Genomic DNA, 16,246 nt, shown 5'->3' with positions numbered 1-16,246 from the left:
GCATCTCCTCCGGTCAACCGAGGAACAACTGTCGGCGGGCCGCGGAGGCTTCGAACGCCTCCAGTCGGCGTTGGGTGTCGGTCGGCGCGGCGTCGCAGATCGCCTGCAACAGCACCATGGCCAGGGTCATCGGTGCGGTGTGCAGGTCGAAGACGAGCTGCGCGCCGACCGCGGCGGCGAGCACCACGTCGGCGTGCTCGGTGGCCGGGCTGACCGGCGAGTCGGTGATCGCCACCACCGTCAACCCGGCGTGGCGGGCGTCGCGCAGCGCGTCGAGGGTCTCCCGGGGGTAGCGGGGAAGCACGAAGGCGAGCACGGCGGACGCCCCGGCCTCGGCGGCCTGCTCCAGCCGGTCGGTCAGCAGGCTGCCGCCGTCGTCGAGGACCCGTACGTCCGGGTGCACCTTTGCCGCGAAGTAGGCGAAGTACGCGGCCAGCGGCGCGGCGGCACGTAGGCCGAGCACCGGCAGTGGGCGACTGGCCGCGAGCAACCGTCCGGTCTCGGCGATCCGGTCCCGGTCGGCGAGCTGACCGGCCAGTCGGTCCAGGTTGACCATCTCGGCGCGTACCGCCTGCTGGAGTTCGTTGCCGGCGTCCGCCGGCCCGCCCGGTGACGCCGTGGTCAGGTCGCGCAGGCGGCGGCGGAGTGCCGGGTAGCCGTCGTGGCCGAGCGCGACGGCGAACCGGGTGACCGACGGCTGGCTGACCCCGGCCAGTTCGGCGACCTCGGCGGCGGACAGGTAGGCCACGGTGGGTGCGTGCTGCACCAGACAGTGCGCGATCCGGCGCTGTGTGGGAGTGAGCCGCACCCCTTGGAACAGGTCGAGCACCCGGTCAGCGGGTGCCTCGACAGCTCCTTCATTCATGGGCCGACTCTATGCATGAGAACTTTCACTGGCAAGCGGTCCCAGCCCTCATCGCCCGCCCCGGGCGGGGCAGGCCGGGTTGGCCAACGGTCGGTACTATCCGCACGGCGGTTCAACGGAGGAGTGCGCATGCAGCCGGAAGGCCCCTACAGGTACACCCACGCGCTCGGCGGGTCTCCGGTGGGGAAAGCATGGGCCGCGATCGACGAGCACGGTCGATTCGTCACCGTCGCGGTCCTCGACGCCGCCGTGGCCGCCACGCCCGGCTGGCGTGAGGCGTTCGCCGGGGCTGTCGACCTGCTGGCGCAGTCAGCCGATCCGATGCCCTACACGTACGCCGACTTCTCCGCCGCCGCGCCCTGGGTGGCCTACCCCGCCGAGGCGGGCCCGGGCGCCGAGAAGCTGTTCCGGGCACTCGGTGTCGACTACATCCCCGCACCAACGGTGGCCCCACCGACGTCGGCGCCGCCCTCCGTCTCCGCCCCGCCTGCGGTCTCGGCCCCGCCTTCCGTGTCCGCCCCGCCTGCGGTCTCCGCCCTGCCCTCCGTCTCGGCCCCGCCCGCCGTGTCCGCCCCGCCGGTGTCGGGCGCGCCGCAGCCCGTCTCCGGTGGCCCGCAGGCCCCCTGGGCGGTGCAGTCCGGCCCGATCCCCGGCCAGTTGGTCTCCGCGGCACCGCACTCCGTCTCCGGCGTACCCACCTCGCCGGCCGGCGTGGCCTCGTCGCCGCCGGCCTCCTACACCCCACCGCCGAGCAGCCCGAGCCCGGCCACGTTCGTCGCGCCGCCGCACGACCCGTTCAGCTCGCCGACCCAACGGATCCGCCCCTCGCCGCCCCGCAAGAGCCGTACCGGGCTCTGGGTCGGGATCGCCGCCCTGGTGGTGGTCCTCGTGGCCGGTGGGAGTGCCCTCGCGTGGACCAGCTTCGGGGGGCCGTCCGAGCCGACGACGGCGAGCCCCGCGCCCACCGGGGTGGCCGAGTCCCGCGCGACTGCCTCGTTGCCGGCCGCCCCGCCCCAGCAGCCGGGCCTGGAGCCACCCCGCCCCGGGGACTGGCCCAGGTGGCCGGCCTTCGTCCAGGGTGGGGGGGTGCGCACCCTCAACCCGGAGGGTCTGGGCATCACGTTCCTGGCGCCCGCCAACTGGGACTGCACTCCGGGCAGCAGCGCCGAGGGGCAGGTCGAGTACAACTGCGGCGCCTCGATCGGCGACAACTCGGAGGTCGGCGGTGAGCTGATCGTCCGCGACTGCCGTGATTGCAAAGAGGACCAACGGGTCGCGCTGCGCAAGGCCGAAGAGGCGTGGGGGCTGCAATGGCGCAGCGCCGGGCAGTATGTCGTTCTGGCCGAGACCGTCAAACTGAACGGCACCGAAAAGTACGGCATTGTTCTTGTCGCATTCTGGCGTTCGTCGCCGGACGGTGCCATCGACCGCCAGTTGGTGCTGCGGATGACCGGGCCATCAGCCTATATAAATGATATTCGGCGAGTGGTCAACTCCGTGCGTGACAACGCGCGTTTCTGACCGACATGCCACTTGTTACGGCCGCCGAAAAGACGTATCAACGGTACCGGCGAACTAGCTACCCGCTTACCCGAAAGTCAGCCATGCCCGGCCCTGTGTACGTTGTCGACACCACCCCTATGATGAGCGCCCGAAACACCGCTTCGCCCGAACCGATCGTCACCGGTTCTGGAGCTTCACCCCTACGCCCTGGCCGCAAGGCGTGAGCAGACCCCCGCACGACCAGCGCAGCCCTGGCGGTGACTGGTTGGCCGACGCTGAGACGGAGATCGTCATGTTGCCCGGCGTCGGTGGTGGTCATCCCCAGGATGATCTGAGCCATGCCCCGACGGCCCGGCTGAACCCCAGCGAGGTGCTGGCCCAGCGGAACGTCCAGCCGGCAGCGGTCCCCGCCGAGCCGGCCACGGTCCCCGCCGAGCCGGCCACGGTCCCCGCCGAGCCGGCCACGGTCCCCGCCGAGCCGGCCACGGTCCCCGCCGAGGAGACGACGCCAGACCCGCAGGCGGCGGGCCGCCATCGAGGTCCAGGCCTGCTCGCGGAGCTGACCTCGGCCGTCCGGGCGTTCGTCGAGGGCCTGCGCTCCGATCCGGATCAACGCATCGTCGTCGTGTTGGCCGGGCTCGTGGCGTCACTCGGTCTGGCGCCGATCGCCCTCGCGCCGTCCGAGGTGGTGATCTACAGCGGGGTGGCCACCGGCACGCCGATGCTCTACACGTACACCATCGCCATCGCGGTGGCCGTGGTCGTGATCGGGATCCAGTCGCGGCGTCAACTCGCCCGTGCCCTCTTCCCGTGGGTGCCGTTCTTCGGCTGGATGCTCCTGTTCGCCGTGCTGGCCTGGGATTCCTCCCTGCGTACCGTGAGCGGTCTGGTGCACTTCAGCCTGGTGGCGATCGTGTTCGCCATCGGGGTCGGCGCCGAACGCGCCGACCGGCGCAACTCCGTCCTGCTGTGGGCCTTCGCGGCGGTGGCGTGGTTGCAGCTCTTCGCGATCACGATGGCGGTCATCGGGTTCCCGCTGCGCCGGATCGCCGGTCAGCAGGCGCTCGACGTGCTCGGCCGCGCCACCGGCCTGACCAGCCATCCGGGCGAGCTGGCGAAGCTGCTGTTCTTCTGCGGGATGTGTGCGTTGACCCTGCCGCAGAAGACGGTGCGGCAACGGTGGGTGGCCTGGAGCACGCTCGGTGCCGTCTTCCTCGGCCTCTCCCTCACCCAGAGCCGTTCCGTCCTCGCGGCGGTGGTCTCCATGATTCTCATCCTGGTGGTGCTCGAGTTCGTGACCGGGCGCTGGCAGAAGAAGTACTTCGTCGTCCTCGGCATCACCGGCCTGCTCGGCCTGGTGTCGGTGCCGTGGCTGATCAAGCGGTTCACGGCCGACCCCGAGGGCGGCGACCGTGGGCACCTGCTCCAGGTCGCCTTCGACGTCATCCGGGAACACCCGTGGGCCGGGGTGGGCCCGAACAGCTACGTGGCGATCGCCGGCGCGTCCGACCCACTGACCGCAAGTGGTGTGCCCGTGCACAACGTGCTGTTGCTCAGTGCCGCGGAGTTGGGCATCATCGGCGCGCTGCTGCTCTGGCTGCCGTTCGCGATGACCGCCGCGAGCGCCATCCACGCCGTGTTCCGGGTGCGGACCTCGGACCTCGCGCCCCGGGTCCTGGTCAGCGCGCTGCCGGGCCTCGTCCTGACCGGCATGACGGGATGGGGACTCATGCAAGGACCGTACTTCCTGATGCTGGCGCTGATCTTCGGCTACTTCTACGCCCGGTCGCGACACGTACGAGTGGTGGATGGTTATGGTCGCGACTGAGGTCACGACGCCGGAGCGACGGCGGCCGTCCCTGGGGATCGTGTCGGGTCTGCTGGGCATCTCCACCCTGGCGACCCGCTCGACCACCCTGGTGGTCATGGCGTTCCTGACCAGGGGCGCCGGCGCCGAGGCGGTCGGCTTCTACGGTCTCGCCACGCTCATCGCGTCGTTCACCGCCGCCGCGCTCTCCCTCGGCCTGCCGACCTACCTCACCAGGGAGGCCGCCGCGGGCACGGTGTCGCCGCCGGTGGTCGCGCGGATCCACTGCGGGCGCTTCGCCGCGTTGATGGTGGCCGCCGCCGTCGCGTACCCGGTGATCGGCGCGGTCCTTCCTCCGCAGGCGCAGGTCGCCTTCTTCCTGATCTTCGTGGCCAGCCTGTTGGAGCAGTGGAACGAGACGGCGTGGGTGCTCATCCGGGGTACGCCCTCGGCGTGGGCCGAGCCGCTCACGAACGTGTCCGCCGGTCTCCTGCTGGTGGGCGCGTGCGCGGTCGACGTGTGGCTGCTGGACGGGCTCACCCTCGGCGACGCCGCCGTCTACATGTCGATTGCGGCGGTCCTCAGGTCGGCGGGCGCGTTCCTCATCGTGCGCATCCTGCCGGCGTTGCGTGACTCCCGGGGTATCCGCGCGATCCAGCACGTCCGGCAGGCCCTGCCCTACTTCGCCGCCGACCTCTTCGGTCTCTTCTACTTCCGCGGCGACGTGTTCGTCCTCGCGTTCTTCGTCGCCGCCGCGGAGGTCGGTGAGTACGTGTCGGCGGCGGCGATCGTCGGGCCGGTGGTCCAGGTCGCGGCGTCCATGGGTGTCGGCGCGCTCGCCTACGCCGCGCCGCGCCGGGCGTCCGGGGCCGCCCAGTCGAACGACCCGCTCACGATCTTCCGGTTCTTCGCGCTCGCCGGTCAGGCCGCCGCCGGCGTCATGTTCATCGGAATCCCGATCGGAACCGCCGTGCTGTTCGGCGACCACGCGGGCAACATCCCAACGCTCGCGATGGTGCTGACCTTTTTCCTGATCCTGCGATTCGGCAACTTCGGCCTGTCCGCGGTGCTGCTCTCCCAGGGCCGTGCCTCCAGTCGGCTGGTCGTGCTGGTGTTGAGCATCGGTGGCAGCGTCGGCCTGAACCTCGCCCTCGACGGCACCTACGGTGCGTTCGGTTCCGCCACGGCGATGGTGCTGAACGAGCTGGTCGTGGCGGGGTCGCTGCTCTGGTTCCTGCGGATCAAGGAACTGGTGCGGCCGGTCGTGATCTCGTTCGTGGCCGTGGCGGCGGCGGTCGGCGCGCTCGCCCTGCTGCTGGCCGTGCTGGAACCCGCCCTGGCGTCCTTCATCCTGGGCGGCGTCATTCTCGTGCTGGCTGTCGGCAAATTGTTGGCTCAACGGAGGGCCGCAGGTCAACTGCAGGCCGCGACGACGGAGGACATGTGAGGGTCGGAATAGTCGGGTGGTTCGGATCGGACAATCTCGGAGACGAGATCCTCCTCCACTCGCTCATTACCTGCGTCCGCGCGGTCAAGGAGAACGCGACATTCGTGGTCTTCTGCCCCAACCCGGACCGGGTCGCCGAACTGCACGGCGTGGACACGGAGAACATGCCCGTGCTGCGGGCCAAGGGCGCCTCGGAGCGTCAGGTCGCGGTCCAACGCTCCATCAAGTCCTGTGACCTGCTGCTCCTCGGCCCCGGAACGGTCTTCCAGGAGCGTTCCCCGAACCTGGCCTGGCCCGGCACCCTGCCGATGTTCGCCCGGATCATCGCGATGGCCAAGATCGCCGGGACGCCCGTCGCCACCGTCGGCGTCGGCGTCCGCGAGGGCGGTACGCCGTTCGGTCGTCAGTTGCTCCGCGTCATCGGTGCCGCATGTGTCGGCGTCGGAGTGCGGGACGCGCGCACCGCCTCGCACTTCGGCTCCAGCGCCGAGGTCATCGGCGACATGGCGTACACCCTGCCGCTGCCCGACCTGGAGCCTGTCGACGCCGGTCGTCGCTTCGCGCTGTCGATGCGGCCGCTCGCGCCGGAGCTGGAGACCCCCCTGCTGGCGGCGACCTCCGGTTGCGCCGCCCGGCTGCGCCAGGAGGGGTGGTCGGGCACCTTCCTGCCGATGGCCTTCGGGCGGGGAGCGCACGGCGAGGACGACCGCGTCATCTACGAGCGTGCCTTCCGCGACCTGCTGACCCTGGACCAGACCCCGTTGGACGGCAGCCAGCCGCTCGCCGGGGCGCTGCGCACCTGGTTGCAGGCGCTCGCGACGAACCAGCTCGTCCTCGGCACCCGCCTGCACGCGGCCCTCCTGGCCGTGGCGATCGGCGTTCCCACGGTGGCCATCGCGTACGAGCGGAAGGTCCAGGACGCCTTCGTCGATCTGGGGCTCAGCGAGTACGTGGTGCCGCCGGACGTCGACGCCGACACGCTCCACCGCAAGGCGACCCAGGCCGCGGCGGCGACCGAGCAGTTCCGGGAGGCCGCCGGCCGGGTCGCCGCCCAGGGGCGCATCGCGCAGGGGTTCGTCACGACGCTGTTGAAGCGGCTGAACTGATGCGGGTCCTGCTGCTCACCCCATTCGCGCCGAACGGCAAGCACAACCACGCCGCGGCCGACACGATCGTGCAGCTCACGCCGCGACTGGCCGAACAGGTCGACCTCTTCGTGTACTCACCGGGAAACAACTCCGCGTCCGAACGGGACGATCTGAAGTACACGTTGCTGCCGTCCGACGTCGTCGCGCGCCCGAGCCACCTGGACCGCCTCCGGGTCGAACCGGCCTGGCTGCGTCAGGCGTGGCCGCGCGAGGCGACCCAGGAGGCGGCCGAGCTGATCCGCCGGATCCAGCCCGACGTGGTGCACGCGGAGTACCTGCAGTCCGCCGAGGTCGTCGGGCTCAGTCGAGCGTCGGTGCTGGGTCTGCACGACATCACCGAGAAGGTCATGCGGGAGTCGTACCGGGCGTCGTCCGGCCTGGAACGGCCGTACCGCCTCGCCGAGCTGGTGCGGACCCGACGGTTCGAGCGGGCGGCGATCCGGCAGGCGGCGGCAGTCATCACCCTGTCCGACGCCGACTTCGCGGTGGCCCGGACGTACAACCCCAACACCGTCCTCGCCCGGCCCGGCATCCACGTGGGGGAGCGGTCCTGGTCGCCGCCGCCGGTCACCAGCCGACCGCGACTGGTGTTCGCCGGGGCGATGTGGCGACGTGCGAACGTTCTCGTCGCCGAGCTTCTCGCCCGGGAGGTGATGCCGATCGTGTGGCAGAGCCTGCCGGACGCCGAACTCAGGATCGTCGGGGCGGATCCCACCCCCGAGGTGGTCGGTCTCGGCGAGCACGACAGCCGGGTGGTGGTGACCGGCGCGGTGCCCGACTTCCAGTCGGAGATGCTCGGCGCGCACGCCGTCGTCGTGCCGTCGATCGTGGGCGGTGGTGTGCTGATGAAGGTGGCGCACGCCATGGCCCTGGGCTGCCCGGTCATCACGTCGAGCGGTCCGGCCGAATCGGTCCGGGGGGACGCCTCGATGCTGTACGTCGCGTCGAGCGCGGACGAGATCGCTGCCGCCGTCCGGGCCGCTGTCGAAGCACCGCAGGACGCCGCGCAGCGTGGTCGGAACGCTCGCGCCCACATCGAGCGGACGTTCCGGTGGGACGACACGGTCCGCTCGTACCTCGACGCCTACGCGATTGCGGGTCGACAGTGAAGATCGCAGCCATCATCGTCTCCTACAACTCGGCCAAGGAGCTTCCCCTCAGCCTGGGTTGCCTGGGTGCCCTGCCGATCGAGCACGTCGTGGTGGTGGACAACTCCTCCACCGACAACAGCGTCGAGGTGGCGAAGTCCTTCGGGTACCAGGTCGTCTCGCTTCCGAACGTCGGCTTCGGCAAGGCCATCAACGCCGCGGCCGAGATCGTCCCCGACGCGGACGCGTACTTCCTGCTCAACCCCGACTGCCACATCACGGCCGACTCCTTCGCGCACCTCGTCGAGGCACTGCGGGCCGACCCGAAGTTGGGGGTCGCCGCGCCGCTGATGCGGTACCCCGACGGGAGCTTCGGGATCTCGGCGGGTCCCTCGCCGAGCATGGCCAAGGAGTGGCTGGCCGCCCTCCGCGTCGACGAGATCGTGCCCAGCGGCCTCAAGCGGTCACTCGCGCAGGCGGCGCCGCTGCGGAAGAAGTTCGCGATGCTCGACTACCTCGATGTGGAACCGACAGGTCAGGTCCGCGAGGCCGCCTGGGTGTCGGGCTTCTGCATGCTCGTCCGAGGGGATGCCTTCCGGGCCGTCGGCGGGTTCGACCGCGACTTCTTCCTCTACTTCGAGGACGTCGACCTCTGCACCCGGCTCTGGGCCGGCGGCTGGAGTGTGAAGTCGATCGGGACGAGCGTCGCCGAGCACAAGGAGAGCACCAGCACCGCTGCGGTCGGCAAGAACAACCTGTACCGGGCCGGCATGCAGGTCTATTTCGCGAAGCACGGCACGCGAGCTCAGCGAATCCTCGCGTCCGCCCTAAGGAGGCTGCCGATTTGAAGATTTTGTTCGTAGCACCCTGGATACCGGCGTCGGTTCGTCCGCGAAGCCTGGTGATCCTGGAGATGCTCGCCGCCCAACACGATGTCCGCTTCCTCGCGCTGACGCACGACGACAAGGAGGTGGAGCTGGCCGACCAACTGCCGGTCAAGGAGCGCACCCTCGTTCCCAACCCGCGCGCCGGTTCCATGCTGCGCTCCGCCCGTGCGCTCGGCACCGGGGTCTCCTTGCAGACGGGGTACGCGAGCCCGAAGGCGCTCACCGACGCCCTGCGGCAGCAGTTGGACGAGTTCCAGCCGGACGTGGTGCACCTCAACGTCTTCCGCACCGTCCACCTGGTCGAGGCCTGTGGCGACACGCCGGTCATTGTCGACCTGGACGAGTTCCGCAGCGAGTACTACGAGCAGTTGGCCTCCCACGGGCCCAACCTCGCCTGGCGCGCGTTGGGTCGGGTGGAGGGGAGCCGGATGCGGGCGCGCGAGGACGAACTGGTCCGTAAGGGCGTGCCGCTGATGCTCTCCGCGCCGTCCCTGCCCGGTCAGGAGCGGCCCAACACCTACCTGGTCCGGAGCCCCTGCGACTTCTCCGTGCAGCGGCAGCAGGGCCCGATCGCACCGACGGTGCTGTTCGTGGGTCGGCTCAGCTACGAGGCGAACGTCAACGGCCTCATGTGGTTCGTCCGCGAGTGCTGGCAGGGTATCCGCGACGCGGTCCCGGACGCCCGGCTGCGGATCGTCGGCACGGACCCACCGAAGGCGGTCCAGGCGCTCGTCGGGAACGGCATCGAGCTGCACGCCAACGCGCCCGCGGTGGAGCCCTACTACGCGGACGCGGCGGTCGCCATCGCGCCGATCTTCCGGGGCACCGGGGTGCAGTTGAAGCTCATCCAGGCCATGTCCGCCGGGGTGCCGAGCGTGACGACGAGCATGGTGGCCGACCGCGCCGGTGTGCAGGACGGCGTGCACGTCAGTGTCGCCGACGACAGGGCCGGCTGGATCGCGAAGGTCGCGGCGCTGTTGTCCTCGCCGGAGACCGCCGAGCGGATGGCCGTCAACGGGCGGGAGTGGGTGGTGGCGCACCACAGCTCGGCAGCGGTCCGCCAGCAGCTGCAGGCGGCGTACGCCTCGCTGTCGCGGCGGTCGGGGGTGGACGCCGTACCGCCGCGCTGACGAACCAGCCGGGATGGCGAAGGGGCCGCCGAGACGGATGTCTCGGCGGCCCCTTCTGTGTCTGTCGCGTCAGGACGCGACGGTCAGGCGGTGGTGCTCGGTCAGCCCACGGTCTGAACGACGTGGGTGAAGTCCGCCGACGTCGGCCATGCGGCGTCAGGGTCGGTGGGGTAGAAGCTGGCGATGAGCGGCGAGGTGGTGCTCGGTGCCACCACGAAGTTGTAACTGGTCAGCGACTGCAGCCCGAGAGTCCCGTCGCCCCAGTGGTAGAGCCAGAACGTTTGCGGCGTGCCGAGCGTGGTGGAGTTGGCGATCAACGCGGTCGGGTTGCCGCTGCCGTTGACCGCGCTGGTGACGAAGCGCCAGTTGGTGTGGGCCCGCAACGCGACGGCGTCATCTCCGAGGTCGAGCATGTCGTACTTCTGCGGGTTGCCGACGGTCGTGCCGTTGGCGATCAACGGCGACGTGGTGCTCGGCGCGGTCACCATCCGGCTGTTCCGCACCGAGTTCAGGACGACGACAGCCGCCGGCGAGGCCCAGATGAACTTCTCGGCCGTACCGACGGTGGTGGAGCTGGCGACCAGCGGGCTGGCCCCACCCGACGGCACGGTGACGTACTTGCCGTTCACCTTGGCGATCAGGGTGGTCGTGCCGTCGCCCTGCATCACCACCTGGAACCGCTCCGCGTCCGTGATGGTGCTGGCGTTGGCGATCAGTGAGCCGGCGCCGCCGGAGGTGGCGCTGACGTACTTGCCGTTCGCCCAGGACGAGAACGCGATGTAGCCGGTGCCGGCGCTGATGATGGTGAACTTCTCCAGGTCACCGATCTGGCTCGGAGCCTGGCTGGCCTTCAGCGGCTGGGTGCCGCCCGTTCCCACCGTGACGGTCTTGCCGTTGGCCAGCGCGCGCAGGCCGGTGACCTGCGGAACTGCACTGGTGCCGATGCGCAGCATCACGTCGCTCGTACCGGTGAACGCCGTGTTGCGGACGACCCGGCGGGTGCCGCCGTAGACCAGGTTGTTACGCACCTGCAGGGGCGTCCAGGTCGGGTTCGCGGACAGCGCGAGCGCGGCCGCGCCCGCGACGTGCGGGCTCGCCATCGAGGTGCCGCTGTACTTGTCGATCGCCGTGTCGCTACTGGCCACCGACGACGGGATGTTGTGGCCCGGCGCGTGGATGTCCACACACTGGCCGTAGTTGGAGAAGAAGGCTCGGAAGTCGACCTCGTCGGTCGCCCCCACCGTGATCGCCGAGGCCGCGCGGGCCGGCGAGACGTTGCAGGCGTCAGTGTTCTCGTTGCCGGCGGCGACGGAGTAGGACACACCGGAGGCGATGGAGGACTCCACCGCGGCGTCGATCGCGGCACTGGCTGCGCCGCCGAGGCTCATGTTGGCGACGGCCGGCTTCACCGCGTTCGCGGTGACCCAGTCGATGCCGGCCAGCACACCGGCGTAGCTGCCGCTGCCCTCGCAGTCGAGCACCCGGACGCCAACCAGCTTGACGGCCTTGGCCACACCGTAGTTGGTGCCGCCGATGGTGCCGGCGACGTGCGTGCCGTGCCCGTCACAGTCGTTCGCGATCGTGTCGTTGTCGACGAAGTCGTACCCGTAGCTGGCCCGGCCACCGAACTCCTGGTGGCTGATCCGGATGCCGGTGTCGATCACGTAGGCGTGCACGTTGCTCGCCGTGTTCGGGTAGGTGTAGCGCTTGTTCAACGGCGCGAAGATCTGGTCCAGCCGGTCCAGGCCCCACGACGGCGTGTTGAGCTGGGTGTCGCTCTTCGACACCTTGCGGTTCGGCTCCACGTACGCGACCGAGGAGCTGGTGGCCAGCTTCTTGGCCTGTGCCTCGTTCATCCGGACGGCGAAGCCCCGGATCGAGCGGGTGTACGTGTGGGAGACGGCGCCGCCGTACTGCCTGGTGAGAGCCTTGGCGCTGGCACCGACGGCGGCCGGGTCGGCCTTGGTGTCCTTCAGGACGACGATGTAGCTGTCCTTGATGGCGCCCTTGTCGGCGGACTTCAGGGCCCGCGGCTGCTTCTGCCCGTCTGACGGCGCGGCGTACGCGGCACCGCCACTGGAGATCGTTGCGGCTGCGACGACGGCGAGGGCGAGCCCTGCCGTGACCGAGCGACCAGCTCGGCGAAGTTGGAACACGTGAGACTCCCCGTGGGGTCAGCGTCCAGAACGGACGCACTTGAAAGCCCCCGCCTTTCGGCAGAGACGCAGCCCATCTTCGTTGAAGCGCGCCATCGATGGCTCAGCCGTTCGGATCGATTGATGGTGAACGCAGCGGCGGCCTCGCACTTCGGACTGGCCCATTCACGTCTGCCGAGCAGGGCAGCGCGAAGAGCCGTCACTTGCGTAAAGTGCGACAGTACTTTCGCGCCGGTTGATCCGCCGGTCCACGCGATGCCGACGTTCGCTGACGAACCGCGAGACGTCGGCTCCTGAGCAAGGAGATTCGGGACACTCATGTCACGGAAATGGATTCCTGTTCTGCTCGCGTCCGCGCTGGCTGTCAACCTGCTCGGCACGCCACCGGCGGTGGGTGCGGCGGCCGCTCCCGACGGCGGCGGCCGGGCCATCGCCGGTGGCACGCTCGGAGCCCGGCAGAGCCCGGTGTCGGCGCTGGCCAACCCGCCTGCCGGCTACACCATCCAGGGCATCGACATCTCCAGCCACGACCACAACCTCGGGCCGATCAACTGGAGCGCGGTGGTGGCCGGGGGTAACAAGTTCGTCTACATCAAGGCCACCGAGGGGAACGACTACCTCAACCCCTACTTCAACGGCGACTACACGGAGGCGAAGGCGGCGGGTCTCTTCGTCGGCGCGTACCACTTCGCCCGCCCGGACGGCCGCGACCCGGTGGGTGAGGCCAACTACTTCATCGACAACATGCGGTGGGCGAAGGACTCCCGGACGCTGGTGCCGATGCTCGACTTCGAGTGGCCCTACTGGTCCGGCGCCCCGACCTGCTACGGGCTGACCCCCGCCGAGCTGACCAACTGGGTGCGGGCCTTCACCAACCAGGTCAGGGCACGTATCGGCCGGCCGATGATGATCTACACGAACACCAACTTCTGGAACCCCTGCACCAACAGCGACGCCTCCTTCGGCGGCCTGCTGTTGGACATCGCCGGCTACACCACGACCCGGCCGCCGCTGCCCGCCGGCTGGTCCACCGAGACCATCTGGCAGTACGCGGCCGGCGACTCGTCCCAGCTCGGCAACTACAGCAAGAACGTCTTGAAGGGCGACTACGCGAGCCTGACCCGGCTCACCAGCCCCGAGGTCAGCATCGCGCCTCCCGGCCGACCGCTGCCCCGCCGGCCGATTGCGCCGAAGCTGCGTTGATCGGCGCGACAACGGTCCGGTAGGTCGTCCGCAATTCATCACGTCGACACTTTGTGGTCGGGCAATTACCAGCCTGCACCGTTGGGTGCGACGAACCTGTCCGCTAGTCTCCAGGCAACATCACGGGTGGGAGAATTGGTGCGCGCCGCAAAGAGCGATGTGGTTCCCTTCAGCATCGGTTTTGTCGTGATGCTGGTGGTTGCCGGCTTTTCATTGACGAGCGTTCCACTGGACTGGGACGAGGGCGCCACCCTTTCCGCGGCGACCCGGTCGTTCGGTGAGCTGCTGGAGCTGGCCAGCTACAAGGACGCGGTCATCACGCCCTTCTACCTGGTGCTGCACGTGCTGGTCACGATCTTCGGCGAGTCCGACGTGGTCCTGCGGCTGCCCTCGCTGGTGGCGATGGCCCTCGGTGCCGGCGTGACCGCCGAACTCGGTCGACGGGTGGCCGGGCCGGCGGCCGGGATCCTGGCCGGCATCATCTGCTCGGCGATCCCCAGCCTGGTGTTCTTCGCCCACACGGCCCGGCCGTACGCGTTCGCGTTCCTCTTCGCGACGCTCTCCTCCCTGCTGCTGCTCTCGGCCGTGGCGTCTCCGTCCTGGTGGCGATGGGCGGCCTACGGGCTGTGCCTGACGCTCACTGGGGTCTTCCACCTGGTGGCGCTCTCCGTGCTGGCCGCGCACGTGGTGATCCTGGCCCTGGCCTGGTGGCCGGAGCGGGATCGTCGGCTGTGGCGGGCGGTCCCCGCGATAGCCGCCGCCCTGCTGCTCGTATCGCCGCTCATCCTGTTGGGCCGCAGCCAGCGGTACTCCCAACTGCACTGGGTGCAGACACCGACCTTGAAGACAGTCGGCGCGCTGCCCGGCGACGTGGCCTTCAGCCCGGTCGTGGGTTACCTGCTGGTGCTGCTCGCCGCCGCCGCCTACTTCGCCGTGCCGACCCGTCGGTACGTCGAGTTGGTCCTTCTCAGCACGGTGCCGGTCGTCGTGGTCATCGGGGCCTCGCTGATCGCGCCGGTGTGGGTGCCGCGGTACGGCATCTTCCTGCTCGCGCCGGTCGCGGTGCTGGCGGCTGCGACCGTCACCACCTCGCGCCTGCGGGCGGTGGCAGTGCTGCCGTGGGTCGTCCGCGCGGTGGCGGTCGTGGCCGCGCTGGTGCTCCTCTCGCTGCCCGTGCAGCGGTCGGTCCGACAGACGCACAACTCCCCGGACACCCGCGGCATGGCCGCCGCCATCCATGACAACGTGACCACCGGCGATGTCGTCGTCTACACCGACTTCGCCTGGTCGCTGCGGCCGACCCTCACCCACTACCTGGGCGAGCTGGACTGGTCGGGGGCGGTCCAGCCGCCGGACATCCTGATGAAGCAGACGGCGGCCAGCAACGGCACGCTCGAGGCGACCGAGTTCATCGACATCCAGGGCAGGCTGGCCAAGGCCGAGCGGATCTGGCTCATCGGCCCGGCGGCCGGTGTCTACGGGGCGTCGCAGGACCCGCTCGCCGCGCCGGGTTGGAAAATCAAGTACATCCGGCAGCACTACGAGGTGCGGCAGACCTACACGTTCGAGGCCGGGCAAGCGGCGCTGCTCGCGGCACGAGGCGGCTCGACCGGCCCCGAGTAGGGGAGCCCGGGGGCATCGGCCCCCCGCGGGGTGGGAGGGGCCGACGGGCACCCGCACGGTGTGGGTGGATTTCAGACCCGTGGGTCGACCGTGTCATCGCCGTCGCATACATTTGCTGGCATGGCCGACGATCTCGCGTTGCTGCTGCGCCGCGCCGGTTTCGGCCCCACCGCCAGTGAATTGGCCGCGGCGAAGAAGGCAGGCTACGACGCCACCGTCGCCGCGCTCACGGCGCCGACGGCACCGGACGTGGGTGCGTCGCTGGCTCCCATTCCGGTGCTGGGCCCGGATCCGTTCTTCGGGCTGGTCAACCCGAGCGAGGCTCAGCGCGCCAAGGCGAGCGAGCAACGCTGGGAGCAGACCAAACGGATCACCCTGTGGTGGCTGGACCGCCTCACGGTGGCCGACCACCAGACGCGCGAGAAGCTGTGGTTCTTCTGGCACGGGCACTGGGCCACGTCGGTGCGGAAGGTGATCCGGCCGCAGCTCATGCTGTTGCAGCATCGAAATCTGCGCAGCACGCTCGACTTCGCCGTGATGGCGCGCACGATGGTCACTGACCCGGCGCTCGTCTTCTGGCTCGACGGCGAATCCAACACGCGGACGGCCCCCAACGAGAACCTCGGCCGCGAGCTGCTGGAACTCTTCATGCTCGGCATCGGCCGGTACACCGAGAAGGACGTGAAGGCGGCCGGTCGTGCGCTGACCGGCTGGAAGATCGACTACGACGGCGCCCGCAGCTACTTCAGCCCCGGGTGGCACGACAACGGGGCGAAGACGATTCTCGGTGAGACGAAGAACTTCGGCGCCCGGTCGCTTGTCGACCTTCTGCTCAAGCAGGAGCGGTGCGCTGCCTTCATCGCCGAGCGGCTCTGGTTCCGCTACGCGTCGTCGACCACCCCGATCCCGAAGGCCACCCGGGACGCCATGGTGGGCGCCTTCCCCAACTCCATCTCGATGCTGCGCAAGCTCTTCGAGGACGGGGCGTTCCGCGCCACCGCCGGCACGTTGGTCAAGCAGCCGACCGAGTGGTTCGTCGGCGCGATGCGGCATCTGGGGCTGCGGCCCGGCGAGCTGCCTGATGAGATGTCGACGTACGTCCTCAATGGTCTGGAGCGGCTGGGTCAGTTGCCGTTCGCGCCCCCGAGCGTCGAGGGTTGGCCGGCCGGCGCGGAGTGGTTGACGGTGGGGGCGGCGCAGGCCCGGCTGAACTTCGCCGGTCGGATCGCCCAGCTGGTTCCGGCGCAACGGCTGACCCCCGAGGACGTGGCGCACGTCCTCACCATCGAGACCTGGACCAACAGGACGTACTCGGTCCTGAAGGCCACCTCCGACCCGCAGCGTCTGTTGACAATCGGGTTGGCGAGCCCGGAATACCTGGTGACGTGA

At 69.8% G+C, this 16,246-nt stretch carries 12 protein-coding genes; 10 read left to right on the top strand and 2 right to left on the bottom strand.

The annotated features are described in order from the left end of the window. Positions 1-13 precede the first annotated feature (13 nt). Positions 14-865, bottom strand: coding sequence for a MurR/RpiR family transcriptional regulator (locus tag AB0C15_RS15100; protein ID WP_357352101.1), 852 nt, complete (start codon positions 863-865; stop codon positions 14-16). A gap of 129 nt (positions 866-994) precedes the next feature. Here AB0C15_RS15100 and AB0C15_RS15095 point away from each other — a divergent pair, with 129 nt between their 5' ends. From AB0C15_RS15095 to AB0C15_RS15065, 7 genes are all read left to right on the top strand, one after another. Next, complete coding sequence (locus AB0C15_RS15095; protein WP_357352099.1) at positions 995-2,386, top strand: hypothetical protein; 1,392 nt, start codon at positions 995-997, stop codon at positions 2,384-2,386. A 202-nt stretch (positions 2,387-2,588) separates the two neighbouring features. Beyond that, positions 2,589-4,196, top strand: coding sequence for an O-antigen ligase family protein (locus AB0C15_RS15090; RefSeq protein ID WP_357352097.1), 1,608 nt, complete (start codon positions 2,589-2,591; stop codon positions 4,194-4,196). After that, the gene (locus AB0C15_RS15085; protein WP_357352095.1) at positions 4,183-5,622 is read left to right on the top strand and encodes a hypothetical protein; all 1,440 of its coding nucleotides are present in this window, start codon (positions 4,183-4,185) and stop codon (positions 5,620-5,622) included. Before AB0C15_RS15090 ends, AB0C15_RS15085 begins: the two co-directional genes overlap by 14 nt. Next, complete coding sequence (locus AB0C15_RS15080; protein WP_357352093.1) at positions 5,619-6,728, top strand: polysaccharide pyruvyl transferase family protein; 1,110 nt, start codon at positions 5,619-5,621, stop codon at positions 6,726-6,728. Before AB0C15_RS15085 ends, AB0C15_RS15080 begins: the two co-directional genes overlap by 4 nt. Then, positions 6,728-7,879, top strand: coding sequence for a glycosyltransferase family 4 protein (locus tag AB0C15_RS15075; RefSeq protein ID WP_357352091.1), 1,152 nt, complete (start codon positions 6,728-6,730; stop codon positions 7,877-7,879). Before AB0C15_RS15080 ends, AB0C15_RS15075 begins: the two co-directional genes overlap by 1 nt. Further along, on the top strand, positions 7,876-8,706 hold the full coding sequence (locus AB0C15_RS15070; protein WP_357352090.1) for a glycosyltransferase family 2 protein: 831 nt from the start codon (positions 7,876-7,878) through the stop codon (positions 8,704-8,706). Before AB0C15_RS15075 ends, AB0C15_RS15070 begins: the two co-directional genes overlap by 4 nt. A 53-nt stretch (positions 8,707-8,759) precedes the next feature. Next, a complete protein-coding gene (locus AB0C15_RS15065; RefSeq protein WP_357352088.1) occupies positions 8,760-9,875 on the top strand; it encodes a glycosyltransferase family 4 protein in 1,116 nt (371 codons plus the stop codon). A gap of 101 nt (positions 9,876-9,976) precedes the next feature. On the opposite strand, the gene AB0C15_RS15060 is transcribed toward AB0C15_RS15065, so the two are convergent. After that, positions 9,977-12,031: a S8 family serine peptidase gene (locus AB0C15_RS15060; RefSeq protein WP_357352086.1), complete on the bottom strand. Its 2,055-nt coding sequence runs from the start codon at positions 12,029-12,031 to the stop codon at positions 9,977-9,979. A gap of 318 nt (positions 12,032-12,349) precedes the next feature. Here AB0C15_RS15060 and AB0C15_RS15055 point away from each other — a divergent pair, with 318 nt between their 5' ends. The 3 genes from AB0C15_RS15055 to AB0C15_RS15045 all read left to right on the top strand — a co-directional run bounded on the left by AB0C15_RS15055 (position 12,350) and on the right by AB0C15_RS15045 (position 16,246). Next, on the top strand, positions 12,350-13,234 hold the full coding sequence (locus tag AB0C15_RS15055) for a GH25 family lysozyme (RefSeq protein ID WP_357352084.1): 885 nt from the start codon (positions 12,350-12,352) through the stop codon (positions 13,232-13,234). Positions 13,235-13,372: 138 nt separating this feature from the next. Further along, positions 13,373-14,857 carry a glycosyltransferase family 39 protein gene (locus AB0C15_RS15050; RefSeq protein ID WP_357352082.1) on the top strand — a complete coding sequence of 495 codons (1,485 nt, stop codon included), beginning with the start codon at positions 13,373-13,375 and terminating at the stop codon, positions 14,855-14,857. A 120-nt stretch (positions 14,858-14,977) separates the two neighbouring features. Beyond that, a complete protein-coding gene (locus AB0C15_RS15045) occupies positions 14,978-16,246 on the top strand; it encodes a DUF1800 family protein (protein WP_357352080.1) in 1,269 nt (422 codons plus the stop codon).

It is taken from the genome of Micromonospora sp. NPDC048835 (assembly GCF_040649995.1).
Lineage (GTDB): Bacteria > Actinomycetota > Actinomycetes > Mycobacteriales > Micromonosporaceae > Micromonospora.
This window is presented reverse-complemented; position numbering and strand designations above follow the sequence as displayed.

Coding starts and splice junctions, on each gene's coding strand:
- AB0C15_RS15100 (WP_357352101.1), bottom strand. CDS start 865: ATGAATGAAGGAGCTGTCGAGGCACCCGCTGACCGGGTGCTCGACCTG.
- AB0C15_RS15095 (WP_357352099.1), top strand. CDS start 995: ATGCAGCCGGAAGGCCCCTACAGGTACACCCACGCGCTCGGCGGGTCT.
- AB0C15_RS15085 (WP_357352095.1), top strand. CDS start 4,183: ATGGTCGCGACTGAGGTCACGACGCCGGAGCGACGGCGGCCGTCCCTG.
- AB0C15_RS15075 (WP_357352091.1), top strand. CDS start 6,728: ATGCGGGTCCTGCTGCTCACCCCATTCGCGCCGAACGGCAAGCACAAC.
- AB0C15_RS15055 (WP_357352084.1), top strand. CDS start 12,350: ATGTCACGGAAATGGATTCCTGTTCTGCTCGCGTCCGCGCTGGCTGTC.
- AB0C15_RS15045 (WP_357352080.1), top strand. CDS start 14,978: ATGGCCGACGATCTCGCGTTGCTGCTGCGCCGCGCCGGTTTCGGCCCC.